A 15,712-nucleotide genomic window follows, 5' to 3' on the forward strand; every position below is an offset into this window, starting at 1 on the left:
CATTCGGGCAGGAGCCGGGATCGCGTCCGAGAACGCCGGGGAGGCGTCTCGATTCGTCGCGACCACCGACCGCACGGCAAGCGGGGGTCAGGGGCAGACCTATTGTACCGTCTCACGCGGATGCATCGGTGTCAAGTTGCCAGGATGTTGTCGGACGACCACACCCTTGAGGTCGCACCCCGCCGCCCATAGGATGTCGGCCTCTTGCATTTGGCCGCGGGGCTTGCGGCTTCTCGCTTTCGATGATCGAGACTTTCCGGAGTTTGACCCATGCGCTGGATTGTGCCGGGGCTTGTTGCTGCGCTGCTACTGGCGAGTCCGGTCGCGAAGGGGGAGGAGCCGGCGTTCTCGACGTCGATCTTGTTCCCGTTCGAAAAGAAGCACAATCACGCCTCGTGCGTGGTCGAGCTTGCCGACGGCAGCCTTCTGGCCACCTGGTACACCGGCTCGGGCGAGCGGAAGTCGGATGACGTCAGGATCGTCGGGGCCAGGCTGAAGAAGGGGGCGACGGCCTGGGGGCCTGTGTTTGAGATGGCCGACACGCCGGGGTATCCCGACTGCAATCCGTCGGTCTTCGTCGGGCAGGACAAGGCGCTCTGGCTGTTCTGGCCGACGATCCTCGACCATCGCTGGGAAGGGGCCCTGCTCAAGTTCGCCAGGGCCGAGGATGGCACGGGCGAAGGGACCCCTCGCTGGACCCGCGAAGGGGTGATCCACATCACCCCCGTCAAGTTCGAGGACGACATCCAGAGTTCGCTCAAGACCGTGACGGCCGAGGAACGCGCCAAGCACAAGGCAGAGGTGGATGAGCTCGAATCGCGGGCCAAGGACTTGATCTATCAGCGGCTCGGCTGGATGCCCAGGGTCAGGCCCATCGTCCTGCCGTCGGGGCGCTGGCTCCTCCCCCTGTATACGGACACGTACTCGATGTCGCTGGTGGCGATCAGCGACGACCAGGGGGCGACCTGGCAGACGAGCCGGCCGATGATCGGGTTCGGCAACATCCAGCCCAGCCTGGTGCGCAAGAAAGACGGGACGATCGTCGCATTCATGCGCGAGAATGGCCCTCGTCAGAAGATCAGGCTCAGCACGTCGAAGGACGAGGGGCAGACCTGGAGCGTCGTCACCGAGTCGTCCCTGCCCAATCCAGGCGCGGGGGTCGACGCGATCCTGCTGGCGAGCGGCGCCTGGGCCATCATCTACAATGACCTGACCGACGGGCGGCACTCGCTGGCCATCAGCCTCTCCGACGACGAGGGGGCGACCTGGCCGATCACGCGGCATGTGGAGTCGCACGCCAAGAAGGATGGTTCGTACCATTATCCTTCGATCTTGCAGGATTCCGACGGGGCGATCCACGTGACGTACACGAACGGGGGGAAGCCCGAGGGGAGCACGATCCAGCATGCCAGGCTCAACGAGGCCTGGATTCGCCAGGGCGACCCGACCCCGAAGCGCTGAGCCGTTTCGGTCGCTGATCCAGGTTCGATTGACTCCCCTTCTTATCGCGCGGACGGAATCGTTTCATGTCGAGCATGCCGGAAGATCGGGCCGCGGCCAGGCGCAGGCGAGAACCCTGGGTGGTTGTCGCCTTGCTCTGGTTCTGCGGGTTCTTCAATTACGCCGATCGCCAGGCGGTCTTCTCGGTCTTGCCGCTGATCCGCAGCGAGTTCGCCCTCAACGACACTCAGGTCGGCTACCTGGGCTCGGCGTTCATGATCGTCTACGCGCTGGCGGCCCCGATCGCGGGGTCGGTGGTCGACCGGCGCCCGAGGCGGACGCTGATCGTCCTGGGGCTAGGGGTCTGGAGCGCCGTCTGCGCCCTGACGGGCACGGCCCGATCGTTCGCCCAGCTCATCTTCTACCGTGCGGCCGAAGGGCTGGGCGAATCGTTCTACTTCCCGGCCTCGATGTCGCTGCTGGCCGACCACCACGGCAAGCGGACGCGGTCGAAGGCGATGGCGATCCACCAGTCGAGCGTCTACCTCGGCACCATCGGCGGCGGTGCGCTGGCGGGCCTGATGGCCCAGTGGACGGGCGACTGGCGGACCCCATTCCTGGTGCTCGGGCTTGTGGGGATGGCGTATGCCGTCTCGCTCCGGTTCCTGCTCAACGAGCCGAAGCGAGGGGCGACCGAGGAGCCCGGGAGCCTCGCCCTCGACCCCGAATTCTCGGCCCATGTCGCGCCTCCGCACGACCCGGAGATCCGCGAGACCTTCGGCGATCGGCTGTCGGAGTTCGGCCGTCGTCTGGGCCTGATCGTGCGGCAGCCGGCGGCGGTGTTTCTGCTCCTTGGCTTCGGCGTCGCGAACTTCGTCGCGGCCAGCCTGCTGGCCTGGCTGCCGCTGTTCGTCTTCAACAAGTTCAAATTGAACCTGGCCAACGCCTCGCTGACGGCGACGACCTCGATGCAGCTGGGCAGCGTCCTGGGCGTGCTGCTGGGCGGCTGGCTGGCCGACCGCGCGGCGCGCAGGGCCGGGGGCCGGATGCGGGTCCAGGCCCTCGGCCTGATCTTCGCCGCTCCGTTCCTCTATGTGCTCGGCACCACCGAGAGCGTCGCGATCCTGATCGCCACCCTCGGGGCGGTCGGCCTGGGGAAGGGGATCTACGACTCGAACATCTTCGCCGCGATGTACGACGTGGTCCCCGTCGAAGTGCGCGGGACGGCCGCGGGGCTGCTGAACACCGTCGGCTGGACCTTCGGCAGCCTGGCCCCGACGGCCATCGGCATCGTGGCCGACAGCAGATATGGCCTGAGCATCGCCCTGGCCTCGACCACCGCCTTCTACTTCGTCGCCGCCGGCCTGGTGCTCATCGCCGGCTTCCTGGCCCGGAGGCGCGCCGCGGGCCTCTGACGCGAAATGGGGGGGCAGGACGATTGATGGACCGGCCCGGGTGGGGTACCTTTTCATTCCTCTCCCGGCCCTCGTCTCGGGTTCAATCCCCGCAGGCTCGTCCGCACATCTCCCAGCCCGTCAACGCTCATCTCGGCCCGCCCAGGAGCTGACACCCGGTGTCCACCCTTGTTTCGCCTGCTCCGTCGACGACCCGCTACCCTTGGGGCGTCCGAGGGGATATCAACGCGTTCTTCGGGCTGATGCTCGATAACATCGGCGACATGATCCTGATGGCCGCCCTTCTGGTGAAGGTCTTCGGGTTGCCGGTCGACTTCGTCCTGACTCGGATGATTCCCGGCACGGCCATCGGCGTGATGGTCGGCGACCTGATCTACTCGGCGATGGCCTTCCGGCTCGCACGCAAGATGGGCCGGTCCGACGTCACGGCGATGCCCTTGGGGCTGGATACGCCGAGCACCTTCGGCATGGTCTTCCTCATCCTGGGCCCTGCCTACAAGGCTGCGCAGGGCAGGGGGCTGGGCGACTCCGACGCGGCAACGCATGCATGGTTCGTCGGAATCTCGATGATCATGGCCTCGGGGATCTTCAAGCTGATCTGCTCGGTGCTGGGCCCGCAGTTGCGCCGAGTCGTGCCCAGGGCTGGGCTGCTGGGGTCGCTCACGGCGATCTCGCTGGTCATCATCAGCTTCCTGCCGCTGCTGGACATCGCCTCGCAGCCGATCGCCGGGTTCGCCGCGCTGGGTGTGGTCCTCGTCACGCTCACGGCCCGCTGGGAGCTGCCCGGCCAGATTCCGGGGGCTCTGGCGGCGGTGCTCGTGGGCTGCCTGATCTATTACGGGCTCTGGGCATTCGGGTTCGGGCCCGGCCTGGGGGCCGAGGGGGGGACGCCTTCGGCGACGCTCAGGGCGTCTCTGCCGTTTCCCGCGGGCGACTGGTGGGCCTGGTTCCGCCTGAACTGGGGCGAGGCCTCGGGCTATCTGCCTGTGGCCTTGCCCCTGGCCCTGGCGACGGTCATCGGCGGGATCGACTGCACCGAGAGCGCCTCGGCGGCGGGCGACGATTACTCGACCGGGCCGATCCTGGCGGCCGACGCGATCGCGACCCTCGCCGGCGGCCTCTTCGGCGGGGTCATCCAGTCCACCGCCTATATCGGCCACCCGGCCTACAAGGCGATGGGAGCCCGCGCGGGTTATACCCTCGCGGTGGCCCTGTTCGTGGGGGCGGCGGGCATCTTCGGGTTCTTCGACTGGATCTTCTACGTCCTGCCCAGGCCGGTCGTCTTCCCGATCCTGATCTTCGTCGGCCTGGAGATCACGTCGCAGTCGTTCCACGCCACGCCGTCGAGGTATTATCCCGCGGTGACCCTGGCCTGCGTCCCGGCCCTGGCCTATCTCGCGTCGCTGGCCCTGGGACAGGTGCTCCCCGAGACCGGCAAACCGTTTGAACAGCTAGGCGCGCAAACACAGCAGTGGGTACAAACGGTGACGATGTTGGCCGGCGGATTCATCGTCACGAGCCTGATCTGGTCGACGACGCTCTCGCACCTGATTGACGGCAAGATCAGGCCCGCGGTCTGCACGCTGCTGGTCGCCGCGGCGTGCTCCCTGTTCGGCGTGATCCACTCGGGATTGCCTTCGGGGCCGCTGATCACGCCCGGCGAGGCCATCCGCAGGCTGAAGGTCGAGGGGCGATACGAGGCGTCGATTCGCCAGACTCCGTACCACTGGGCGGCGGCCTACGCGACGGTGGCCGCGATTTTGCTTGTAATCGGGAGCGTCGGGCGTGCCCCGTCCGTCGAGGCGGCCGACGAGCCTCGGCCGATTTGAACAGCTTGAGCGGATGTCGACGGACCCCGGTGCCGGGCGCTCCCGGTCGGGTTTGTCTGGGCGACCTGGGCGTGTTAAAGTGGCGATCCTATGTATAAAGGCGTCGCTGTCAGCCCTGGCGTTGTGGTGGGGGTCGCGTATCGCGTCGACTCCGTCTTCGGGCCGGGCGAGCCGCGCTCGCTGGCCGATGCCGGCCTGGTCCCCGAAGAGGTTGAGCGGTTCACGCTGGCCGTCGCCAAATCCGCCGAGGAACTCGAGCAGATTGTCGTCAAGGTCGCCGAGCAACTTGGCGCGGCCGAGGCCGATATCTTCAAGAGCCATCTCCAGATCGTCAACGACCGGACCTTGATCTCGAAGGTCAATGACCTCATCGAGACGCGCCACCTGACGGCCCTCTCGGCGCTCCAGGAAGTTCTGCAAGGTTACGCCGCCACCTTCGCCCGGATCGAGCACGACTATTACCGGGAACGAATCGCCGACATCCGCGACGTCATCTCCCGGATCGGCTCGCACCTGACCGCGCAGTCGCCGTTCGACTCCCACGGCGACTCGGCCTTGAACGGCGACGAGCCGGTCATCCTGGTCGCCCACGAGCTGCTGCCCAGCCAGGCCATGAGCCTGGGCAACCTGCCGATCGCGGGGATCGTCACCGAGACCGGCGGCGGGACCAGCCATGCGGCCATCCTCGCCCGCAGCCGTGGGATCCCGGCCGTCTCGGGCGTCATCGACATCACCCTCGTGGTCCAGTCCGGCGACCCCATCATCGTCGACGGCCGCGATGGCCTGGTGCTCATCCGGCCCGACCCCGAGGTCACCTCCGCCTACCGCAAGCTCCAGCGCGAGTTCTTCGACCTGAAGGATCGCCTGATCCTCAACAGGGATCAGCCGGCCGTCTCCGCCGATGGCGCCCAGATCGAGCTGCTTGCCAACATCAACAACATCGCCGACGCCCAGGCCGCCTCGCAGGTCGGCGCCACCGGCGTCGGCCTCTTTCGCACCGAGTACCTCTTCCTCACCCACCAGGACGTGCCCGACGAGGAAGAGCAGTACCAGTACTACCGCCAGATCATCGAAGACTCGCCCAACAAGACGATCACAATCCGGACCCTCGACCTCGGTGGCGACAAGACCCTCCCCTACCTGGGCAGCCGCAACGAGGCCAACCCCTTCATGGGCTGGCGGTCGATCCGGCTTTCGTTCGAGCACCCCAGGCTCTTCGAGCGCCAGATCAGGGCCATCCTGCGGGCCGCCAGGCACGGCAAGGTGAGCATCCTCTTCCCGATGATCACCACCCTGGAGGAGCTGAGGTACGTCAACCGGATGGTCGACGAGACGCGCCGGAACCTGCGGCGCGAGGGCGTCCCATTCGGCGAGGACGTGAAGACGGGCCTGATGGTCGAGGTCCCCGCGGCGGCCATCTGCATCGACGCCCTCCTGCGCGAGACCGATTTCATCTCGATCGGCTCCAACGACCTGATCCAGTATTTGGTGGCCGCCGACCGCGACAACCCCAAGGTGGCCCACCTCTGCGAGCCCCTGAGCCCTGCAATCTTCAAGATCCTCCAGATGGTCATCGACGCCTGCCAGCGCATGGGCACGCCGGTGACGCTCTGCGGCGAGATGGCGGGCCAGCCCAAGAGCGTGCTGACCCTGTTCGGCCTCGGCCTGCGCCGGTTCAGCATGAGCCCCGCATTCGTGCCGACGATCAAGGCGCTGCTCGCGTCGGTGACCACCGCCCAGGCCGAGCGGTTCGCCCACCAGGTGCTCCAGCTCAAGACGGCCGAGGAGATCCGCGGCTACCTCTCGGCTCGGCTGCACGAGGTCTCCAGTACGCTAGAAGTCCTCGATTCCAACTGATCCTCCCGCAGGGCCGCAGCCGGCCGCGGATCGGGCCGATCGAAGGGTGCAGGAGTGTTGCGGGGCCGCGCCCGCTCGGCTACTCTCTCTAACGACTGCCTTCCCTCCCCCCTAAGAGCGAGAGTCGCCTAAAGCGACCGCTGCACCCTGAGGGTCGGGATGCACGTCGTCACCAGCCTTCCCTGAGTTCTCGGCTTTGATACGAAACCGGCGGTTCATTCTCGAAATCGGGAATGCTCGCCCCTCGTTCATCCGAGGACTCATCCAGAAGTCTTGTGCGGCTTGATGTTTAGGGGAAGTGGTTCGGATAAGTTCAGTTCGGCACCGGCGTTGCTCGGCGCACCTCTTCTCTTCTTCCTGTCGTGCGGATGTTGTCGAAGGGGCTCGACGCGGGGCGTCCGGAACCGGATGTCGGTCGTCGCTTCGATCAGGGTGGGGATTATCGATGGCTCAACGTCCGAGCGTGAAAGAGATACTGGAACTCGCCAGGCGTGGCGGGGCCGCCACGCCCGAGGGCGCGGCCCCCGCCCCGGCGCCGACCCCCGAAGCCGAGCCCGAGCTTGAAGCCGCCCCCCCGCCGGCCGCCGCCGAGCCCGCCCCGACCGCCGCGAGCCTTGGCCGCCCCTTGACGCTCAAGGAGAAGCTGGCCGCCGCCCGCGCCGGCGGTGCCCCCGGCGCGACGCCGGCACCGGCCGCATCCGCGCCGAAGCCCGCGGCCGCGGCCCCGGTCGCCTCGGGCGAGAAGACGGTCCCGGCCCCCGCCGAGTCGCTCGGCCGTCCGTTGACGCTCAAGGAGAAGCTGGCCGCCGCCCGCTCGGGCGGCACGGCCCCCGCGCCCGCCGCCGGCGCCTCGGCCTCCTCGGCCAAGCCCGCCGCCGCCAAGGCCGCGCCGGTCGCGAAGGTAGCCCGCGAGCTGCCGCCGCTCGACGAGATCACCGATCCGAAGGACCTGGCCGAGGCCCTCCGCCGGGCCGGGGCGAAGAAGGACCAGGAGGTCGTCTCCGAGGCCGCCGTCGCCAAGGCCGCCGCCGCTGGCGCGACCCCGGGTGCCGCCGCCGCCGCGGGCCGGGCCGCCGCGACCAAGGCCGCCCCCAAGGTGATGCCCGTCCCGCCCAGGCCGAGCCGGCTTGCCTCGCTGGTCGAGCGGGTGACCCCCCGCCGCGACTTCAATACCTATACGGTCCCCTGGCTGGCCATCGGCTGGATCTCGTTCTCCGCGGGCATGGGCGCCCTGTCGCTCATGCTCGGCCGGTTCATGTTCCCCAACGTCCTGGCCGAGCCGCCCAGCACGATCAAGGTGGGCGTCCCCACCCAGTTCGAGCCGAGCGAAGTCAACGAACGCTGGAAGGCCGAGTGGGGCTTCTGGATCGTCCGGTCCAGCTACGAAGGGCAGGACCAGATCTACGCCCTCCAGTCGATCTGCACCCACCTGGGCTGCCCCCCCAACTGGCTGGCCAGCGAGCAGAAGTTCAAGTGCCCCTGCCACGGGAGCGGGTTCTACATCTCGGGCGTCAACTTCGAGGGGCCCGCGCCCAGGCCGCTCGAGCGATTCAAGCTGAGCCTCGCCGACGACGGCCAGCTCGTCGTTGACAAGAGCCAGCGGTTCCAGCAGGAGCTCGGCCAGTGGGCCGACCCCGATAGCTTCATCGCCGTCTGATCTGATCTCAGGTCGATCGAACCCAACACGACACCCCCTGGCCTCCGCCCGGACTTACGCCCACACCCACGCGGGGAGCGGACCGACACACGATGTCCATCGCCGACAAGATCTACGAGAGCCAGATCTGGAAGAGTGTCTTCCGGCACCCCATGCCCACCGACCGGCGCAACCGGGTCGTGGTCATGCTGTCGAACTTCTTCCTCCACCTGCACCCGGTCAGCGTCCGCAAGCAAGGCATCGCGCTGAGCTACACCTGGTGCATGGGGGGAACGACCTTCTTCCTGTTCATGGTCGAGGTCGTTACCGGCGTCCTCCTGATGTTCTACTACCGGCCGACGCTGGAGCACGCCTACAACGACATCCTGGCGCTCCGCGACGTGACCACGCTGGGCATCCTCCGCGAGCTGCATCGCTGGGGGGCGCATGCGATGGTCATCGCGGTCTGGCTGCACATGTACCGCGTGTTCCTCACAGGCAGCTACAAGCCCCCGCGCGAATTCAACTGGGTGGTGGGCGTCCTGCTGCTCGTGTTTACACTGCTCTTATCGTTCACGGGGTACTTGCTCCCCTGGGACCAGCTCGCCATCTGGGCCATCACCGTCGGCTCGAACATGGCACGGGCGACGCCCGGCGTGGGGGTCGAAGGCCCGGGTGCGGCCCTGTTGAAGCTCAACGGGGTGAGCCTGATTACCAACGGGTCAGACGCCAAGTTCGCGCTGCTCGCTGGCCGGACCGTGGGCGAGATGACCTTGAACCGGTTCTATGTGCTGCACTGCGTGGCGATCCCGCTAGCGGTGTCTCTGCTGATCATGATCCACTTCTGGCGCGTCCGTAAGGACGGCGGCATCAGCGGGCCGATGTAATCGACCCCGGGAAAGCCCGCCGGGTCACGCCAGTTCGCTTCGATTCGCCTTGAATACGAAACGAACCCGGCGCATCCCCGGCCGGGCCGCGGCCGTCGGCCGGAGGGCCCCGCGGGAACGGGCCCCCCAACGCGTACCAACCAGACCCGACACCGATCAACAGCGAGCCTCGCTCGAAGACCATGCACCACCCCGACCTCACCCCCGCCGTGATGACCGGCCTCGGCTGGTATTACCTGCTGGCCGCGACGCTCAACGCGTCCGCGGCGGCGTATGTCGCGTACATGGAGATGGTCTCCGAGGGGGCCTCGAGGGCCGGCCTCAGGCCGAAGACTCGCAGCCTCCCCGGCTGGATGGTCACCTCGGTCCTGGTCCTCTACGGAGCGGCCACCCTGGCCCTGCTGCTCAGGGAGTTCATCCCCCAGGCCCTGACCATCACCTTCGGGCTCTGCGGCCTGGCCAACCTCATCGTCGCCATCGGCGCCGGTGCCGACGCCGCGCACCATGCCGAGGTCCACTCGGCCGGGCACGGGGTCGGCTCGGACTTCCACAAGCCGACCCTCGACGACCACATCCCGGCCGTCGGCCTGGGTAAGCCGATCAACCGGACGCTCTGGGCCCTGATCTGGGCGATCACCGCCGTGGTCTTCCAGGCCATCGGCGCGGCCTACATCCTGGGCGGGCAGGTCGTCCTCCCGCAGTTCATGCGGGACGCGGCCGACACGGTGTCGGGCCCGACCACCTTCTTCGTCGGCGCGACCTTGCTCTTCTACGGGCTCTATCGCTACCGCCGATTCCTGGCCAACGGCCTGGTCGCCTGGACCCTGACGAACCTCGCGCTGCTCGCCTTCGGCATGAGCATGACCGACTGGGACTTCCGCGACATCGTCACCAAGCCCGACAACGTGCCGATCATCGGCCTGATCGTGCTGGTCGGCTTCTTCACCTGGATCGGCCTGCGTCGCGCCGTCATCAATGACTCGCGGATGGCCCAGGGGCTGCCCAACCTGGAGGAGCTCCAGCCCGAGAAGACCTTGACCTGGCCCGACCTGGTCTACACCGAGCTGATCGCCATGATCGGCCAGACGATCTTCCTGACCATCTGGGCCATCGTCTTGCAGGCCCCGCTGGAACAGCCCGCCTCGTCCACCGTCGCCCCCAACCCGTCGAAGGCCCCCTGGTACTTCCTCGGCCTCCAGGAGATGCTCGTCTACTTCGACCCCTGGATGGCGGGCGTCGTGCTTCCGAGCATGATCGTCGTTGGCCTGATGGCCATGCCCTACATCGACAACAACAAGCAGGGCAACGGCTACTACACGATCGAGCAGCGGAAGTTCGCCTGGCTGACGTTCCAGTACGGCTACCTCGTCTTGTGGGTCATCCTGATCCTCCTGGGGACGTTCTTGCGAGGGCCGAACTGGAACTTCTTCGGGCCCTATGAGTACTGGGACCTGCACAAGGTCATCCCGCTGAACAACATCAACCTGTCGGACATCGTCTGGGTGCAGTTCCTCGGCACCAGTCGCCCGACGAACGTCCTCATCCGCGAGGCGCCGGGCATCGTCGCCGTGCTGGCCTACTTCACCGTTGTGCCGGCCATCCTCTACCGGCTCTTCTTCCGCAAGTACACCGAGCAGGCCGGGATCGTCCGCTTCCTGACCCTCGCCGTCCTCTTGCTGTTCATGGCAAGCCTGCCGATCAAGATGGTCTTGCGCTGGACGATCAACCTGAAGTACCTGGTGGCGATCCCCGAGTACTTCTTCAACATCTAATAACCGGGGAGGAGTGGGTCGACCCGCGCCGCGCCGTCCGCCCTGGGCGGGTCGGGGCCCGACTCACGCACGACGCACATGCCCGCCACCGAGGAAACGTTCCGGAAGCAGACGACGCTCCACGTCGTGTTCGCGATCACCTCGGTCGCCATGACGCTGTCGATCGTCTGGATGATCATGGCCGACCACCTCCGGCCCTGGAAACAAACCCAACGCGCCTTCCACGTCGTCGAAGACGAGAAGCTCCGCGTCGCCGAGCAGCAGAAGGTCCAGGCGCTCAAGACGACCAAGCAGGCCGAGCTCGACAAGATCGAGGCCGAGATCAAGGCCGCCGAGCAGACCCAGGCCGACAACAGCCGGAATATCAAGCTCCAGGACCGCGAGCTACGCCGGCTGGAGGGGACCTTCCAGGACCTCGACACCGCAGCCCGGTTCCAGAAGGCCGAGCTTGACAGCCTGCGCAGCCTCTATGACGGCATGATCGACCGCGGCGAGGAGCGCGAGGCCCGCGCCTACATCGCCTCGACGATCGTCCCCGCCGAGGCCAAGCTCGCCGAGGTCAAAGGCAAGCTCGAAGGGGCCACCAAGGTCCTCGCCGCCGGCAAGGCGAAGCTGTCCGACCTGAAGGGCAACATCACCGCCCTGGAGAAGAAGCGGGACGACATCCGCCGAGAGGTCGACCGCGCCGGCCGGGTGCTGGCGCAGAAAGAGGCCCAGTTCTTCGGGCCGATGGCGTTCGTCCGCGGCCTGCCCGGACTCGACCTGGCCGCCTCGCCCACCAGGATCCAGCAGATCAGCCTGCCCGACCTGACGATCAACTACAACTTCAAGGATGTGCCCCGGTACGACCGCTGCACCACCTGCCACCAGGGCATCGACCGACTTGGCTATGACGTCGCCCCCGACGGCAAGACGCCGATGAAGGAGATCAACCCCGCCTTCGCCGCGCACCCGCACCTGACCGACGGCGCGACGACCATCGACCCCACCGGCAAGGTGGTTCCCGCGGGCCTCTACCTGGACAGCAACGGGCCGCACGGCATCAACAAGATGGGCTGCACCATCTGCCACGGCGGGCAGGGGTCGGGCACCGACTTCACCTACTCGTCGCACGAGCCGAACGACCCCGAGCAGAAGCACAAGTGGGAGCAGGACCACGCCTGGCGCGAGATGCACCACTGGGACGAGCCGATGCTCCCCAGCCGGTTCATCGAGTCCAGCTGCATCAAGTGCCACCACCAGGTCACCGACGTCCCCGACGCCAAGAAGCTCCAGGCCGGCTTCGAGCGGATCACCAAGTACGGCTGCACCGGCTGCCATACCATCGGCGGGGAGGGCTCCTTCGGCCCCGACCTGACCGACGCCCGGCAGGTCGGCCCGAACCTAAAGCACCTCGCCTCGAAGGTCTCCAAGGACTGGACCGCCCGCTGGATCAAGAACCCGCACGCCTTCCGCCCCGACACGCGGATGCCCCGGTTCTATGACGTGAGCAACAACGCCTCGGCCAAGGACCAGCCCAAGGTCGCCGCCGAGGTGCACGCCATGACCCACTACCTCTTCTCGGTGAGCAAGCCCCCCGAGGGGTTCGTCGACGTCCCCGCCAAGGGAGACGCCGCGAAGGGCAAGGAGACGTTCCTCCAGAAGGGATGCCTCGCCTGCCACGCCCACAAGGAGACCGGCCCGGCCACCCTGCCCGAAGGGGCCAAGGAGTATGCCTCGGCCGACTTCGGACCGAACCTGTCGAACATCTCGGCCAAGTTCGGCTCCAAGGACGACGGCTTCCGTTGGCTGGCCAACTGGGTCAAGGCGCCCGAGGCCTACCACGCCAAGAGCCTGATGCCCAACCTGCAACTTTCATGGCAGGACTCGGCCGACATCGCCGCCTGGATCCTCTCAATCCCCGGCGAGTGGCCCGGACAGGTCGCCCTCGAGGCGCTCGACTCGCCCGAAGTCTCGAAGGGGCTCGACGAGCTGGTCAAGCTGTACAAGAGCAAGACCGAGGCGATCTCGGAGCTTGACGGCAAGGTCGCGGCCATGACCCGCGATGACAAGCTGATGTTCCTGGGCAAGACGACCATCGGTCGGCTCGGCTGCTTCGGCTGCCACAACATCGCGGGCTTCGAGGCCTACAAGCCGATCGGCACCCCGCTCAACGGCTGGGGGGCCAAGAGCCCGACGAAGCTCGACTACGGCCACATCGCCGAGTACTTCATCGACCAGGTTCCCGACGACCACGGCAACCGCGACGGCACCGACCACTACTACCAGGAGAAGATCGAGGAGCACACGCGCTCCGGCTTCCTCTACCAGAAGCTCCACCGCCCGCGCAGCTACGACTTCAAGAAGACCAATGAGGACGTGAAGGCCTGGGACGAGCGGCTCCGCATGCCGCAGTTCAGCTGGGCCAACGACCCCAAGGCCATCGAAGAGGTCATGACCTTCGTCCTCGGCCTGACCGGGGAGAAGATCGCCTCGAAGTACCTGCCGGCGACCACCGCCACCCCGGCCTCGAACGCCGTGGCCGAGGGCCGCAAGCTCCTGAGCCGGTATAACTGCACCGGCTGCCACGTCCTTGAGATGCCCAAGTACACGATCGCCGGGGCGACCAAGTTTGAAGAGGCCTTCCCCACGTTCGAGACCAATGTCCGCGTCGCCTACAACGCGAGGCAGACGGACTACCTGGCCGAGCTCTATCCCAAGCTGACGTACGACCCCAAGACACAGCCCACGATCGGGCCGGTCGACGGCAAGCCGATCACGTTCGAGGCGATGCCCACCGGCACGTTCGAGAACGAGTTGACCGTCACCCTCTGGCGCCCCACGACGATCCGCGGGTTCACGTTCAACGTGGGCGACACGCTCACCCTGGACTCGACGAAGGTGGCCAAGACCCCGGCCGTCGGCGGCGACTTCGCCTGGCTCTCCGCGGCCTACCAGGCCGAGAAGACCGGCACCGACTACGCCACGTTCTGGAACAGGCTTCCCCCGCCGCTCTTGCGGGAAGGGCTCAAGGTGCAGACCCCCTGGCTGACCTCGTTCCTGAAGGATCCGTACCAAATCCGGCCGGCGGCCAACCTGCGGATGCCCAAATTCCACTTCGGCAGGGTTGACGAGCTCGGCCCGGCCGAGACCGCGGGCCTTGCCAACTACTTCGCCGCCAATGACGGGGCCGAGTTCCCCTACCAGGCCATCCCCGAGCGCGAGCAGGGCTACCTGACCGAGGCCGAGGCCAAGCACGCCAACTACCTGGGCGGCGGCTGGCAATTGATGACCAAGGGGGCTTGCGTGGGGTGCCACTCGATCGGTGCCTTCAAGCCGAACGGCGGGCCGCAGGTCGTCAATGGCCCCGACCTCCGCCAGGTCAACAATCGGTTCCGGCCGGGGTATCTGGCCGAATGGCTGGCCAACCCCAAGCGTCTCGTTCCGTACACGGCCATGCCTCAGAACGTCCCGCCGAACGGCCCGCCCGCGGTGGGCGTGCCCAAGTCGATGGAGGGGCAGACCTGGGTGCAGGTCAAGGCGATGCGTGACACGCTCTTGAACTACGTCAACGCGGTCGAGTCGCAGCTTGCAGGTGCGGCCCCCGCTCCCGCGGCCGCACCCGCCGAGGCCCCGGCCGCCCCCAAGGCCCCGGGTGCCTCGGAGTAATCGATCCATCAGCGGCCGGCCCGGGGTGGCAACGCCCCAAGGGTCTGCCGCGACGTGCCGCCAACCGGGCGTGGCCGGGCCCTCACCGGGGCCTGCCACGCCCGGTCGCTTTGCTAGCCTGGCTGAAATCGCGCCGTTTGCCGGCTTGGCGTCTAGAATGTCCGAATCAGGTCTCGAGTGAACTCTCCAGGAGAAGCCCCGATGAGCCCGTCCGCGATGCGCAAATCCCTCGGCGCCGGCCTGAGCCTGGCCACCCTGCTGCTGCCGGTCATCGGTTGCGGCGGCGGCGCCCAGTCGGTCGACGACGCCGTCCTCGTCTCGGCCCCCGAGGCCAAGACCGACGCCCCGGCTGCCCCCGCCGTCGGTGCTCCCGCCGCGCCCACCTCACCCGCCGCCGCCCCCACCGCGACGCCTTCGGCCGCCGTCCCGTCGACCGCGCCTGCCCCCTCGGCGACCGCCGCCGCCGGCTTCGGCACACTCAAGGGCAAGGTCGTCCTGGGCGGCGCCGCGCCGACCCCCAAGATCCTGGTCACCAAGGGCGATGCCACGGTCAAGGACCCGAGCGTCTGCGCCAAGGAAGACATCAAGTCGGAGCGGCTGGTCCTCGGCAAGGACAACGGCGTCCGCTACGCCATCGTCTACATCCCCAAGCCCACCGCCGTCAGCCCCGAGGCCAAGTCGGCCGCCGAGACCGCCACGGTCGACTTCGACCAGAAGGGTTGCACCTTCGTTCCCCACGTCGTGGGCGTGATGACCGGCTCCAAGATCAACATCAAGTCGAGCGACCCGGTCGGCCACAACGTCAACTCGAAGGTCCAGAACAACCCCTTGAATAGCGCCATCGCCGGCGGCTCCGAGGTCCCGTTCACCACCCAGGCCGCCGCCCGGGCCCCCGGCCAGGTCGTCTGCGACATCCACCCCTGGATGACCGCCTACTGGATGGTGACCGACAGCCCCTACATCACCGTCACCGACGCCGACGGCAACTTCGAGCTGAAGAACGTCCCGGCCGGCTCGCAGAAGGTGGTCGTCTGGCAGGAGGCCAAGGGCTTCGTCACCCCCAGCTCGGGCCAGGACATCGTCGTCGCCGCCAACGGCGAGACCAGCCAGGAATTCAAGATCGATCCGGGTGCCCTGAAGCCCGAGAATTGATCGACGTATGACGCATGACTGATGAAAACGGCGTCGGCGACCCACTCGGTCGCCGACGCCGTTTTCATCTCGGCCC

General features: G+C 67.3%; 10 protein-coding genes. 9 read left to right on the forward strand and 1 reads right to left on the reverse strand.

Annotation, left to right across the window (positions count from 1 at the left end; genetic code table 11):
- Positions 1 to 270: 270 nt before the first annotated feature.
- From EP7_RS17455 to EP7_RS17485, 7 genes are all read left to right on the forward strand, one after another.
- Positions 271 to 1,461, forward strand: coding sequence for a sialidase family protein (locus EP7_RS17455; RefSeq protein ID WP_463522981.1), 1,191 nt, complete (start codon positions 271 to 273; stop codon positions 1,459 to 1,461).
- Positions 1,462 to 1,526: 65 nt separating this feature from the next.
- A complete protein-coding gene (locus EP7_RS17460; RefSeq protein WP_463522983.1) occupies positions 1,527 to 2,855 on the forward strand; it encodes a spinster family MFS transporter in 1,329 nt (442 codons plus the stop codon).
- 158 nt (positions 2,856 to 3,013) lie between these two features.
- Positions 3,014 to 4,684: a permease gene (locus tag EP7_RS17465; protein ID WP_463522985.1), complete on the forward strand. Its 1,671-nt coding sequence runs from the start codon at positions 3,014 to 3,016 to the stop codon at positions 4,682 to 4,684.
- A 90-nt stretch (positions 4,685 to 4,774) separates the two neighbouring features.
- Positions 4,775 to 6,541 carry a phosphoenolpyruvate--protein phosphotransferase gene (gene ptsP / locus EP7_RS17470; RefSeq protein ID WP_463522987.1) on the forward strand — a complete coding sequence of 589 codons (1,767 nt, stop codon included), beginning with the start codon at positions 4,775 to 4,777 and terminating at the stop codon, positions 6,539 to 6,541.
- Positions 6,542 to 6,986: 445 nt separating this feature from the next.
- Positions 6,987 to 8,198, forward strand: coding sequence for a QcrA and Rieske domain-containing protein (locus EP7_RS17475; protein WP_463522989.1), 1,212 nt, complete (start codon positions 6,987 to 6,989; stop codon positions 8,196 to 8,198).
- A 92-nt stretch (positions 8,199 to 8,290) separates the two neighbouring features.
- Complete coding sequence (locus tag EP7_RS17480) at positions 8,291 to 9,064, forward strand: cytochrome b N-terminal domain-containing protein (protein WP_463522991.1); 774 nt, start codon at positions 8,291 to 8,293, stop codon at positions 9,062 to 9,064.
- Between the two features lie 182 nt (positions 9,065 to 9,246).
- Positions 9,247 to 10,836 (forward strand): hypothetical protein, encoded by a 1,590-nt coding sequence (locus EP7_RS17485; RefSeq protein WP_463522993.1) that lies wholly within the window; start codon positions 9,247 to 9,249, stop codon positions 10,834 to 10,836.
- Here EP7_RS17485 and EP7_RS17490 read toward each other — a convergent pair.
- The gene (locus EP7_RS17490; RefSeq protein WP_463522995.1) at positions 10,833 to 11,015 is read right to left on the reverse strand and encodes a hypothetical protein; all 183 of its coding nucleotides are present in this window, start codon (positions 11,013 to 11,015) and stop codon (positions 10,833 to 10,835) included. The two genes, EP7_RS17485 and EP7_RS17490, sit on opposite strands and share 4 nt — an antisense overlap.
- Here EP7_RS17490 and EP7_RS17495 point away from each other — a divergent pair.
- Both EP7_RS17495 and EP7_RS17500 read left to right on the forward strand, forming a co-directional pair.
- A complete protein-coding gene (locus EP7_RS17495; protein ID WP_463522997.1) occupies positions 10,987 to 14,484 on the forward strand; it encodes a c-type cytochrome in 3,498 nt (1,165 codons plus the stop codon). The two genes, EP7_RS17490 and EP7_RS17495, sit on opposite strands and share 29 nt — an antisense overlap.
- A 201-nt stretch (positions 14,485 to 14,685) precedes the next feature.
- Positions 14,686 to 15,636: a carboxypeptidase regulatory-like domain-containing protein gene (locus tag EP7_RS17500; protein ID WP_463522999.1), complete on the forward strand. Its 951-nt coding sequence runs from the start codon at positions 14,686 to 14,688 to the stop codon at positions 15,634 to 15,636.
- Positions 15,637 to 15,712 lie beyond the last annotated feature (76 nt).

The organism is Isosphaeraceae bacterium EP7, from assembly GCA_038400315.1.
GTDB lineage: Bacteria > Planctomycetota > Planctomycetia > Isosphaerales > Isosphaeraceae > EP7.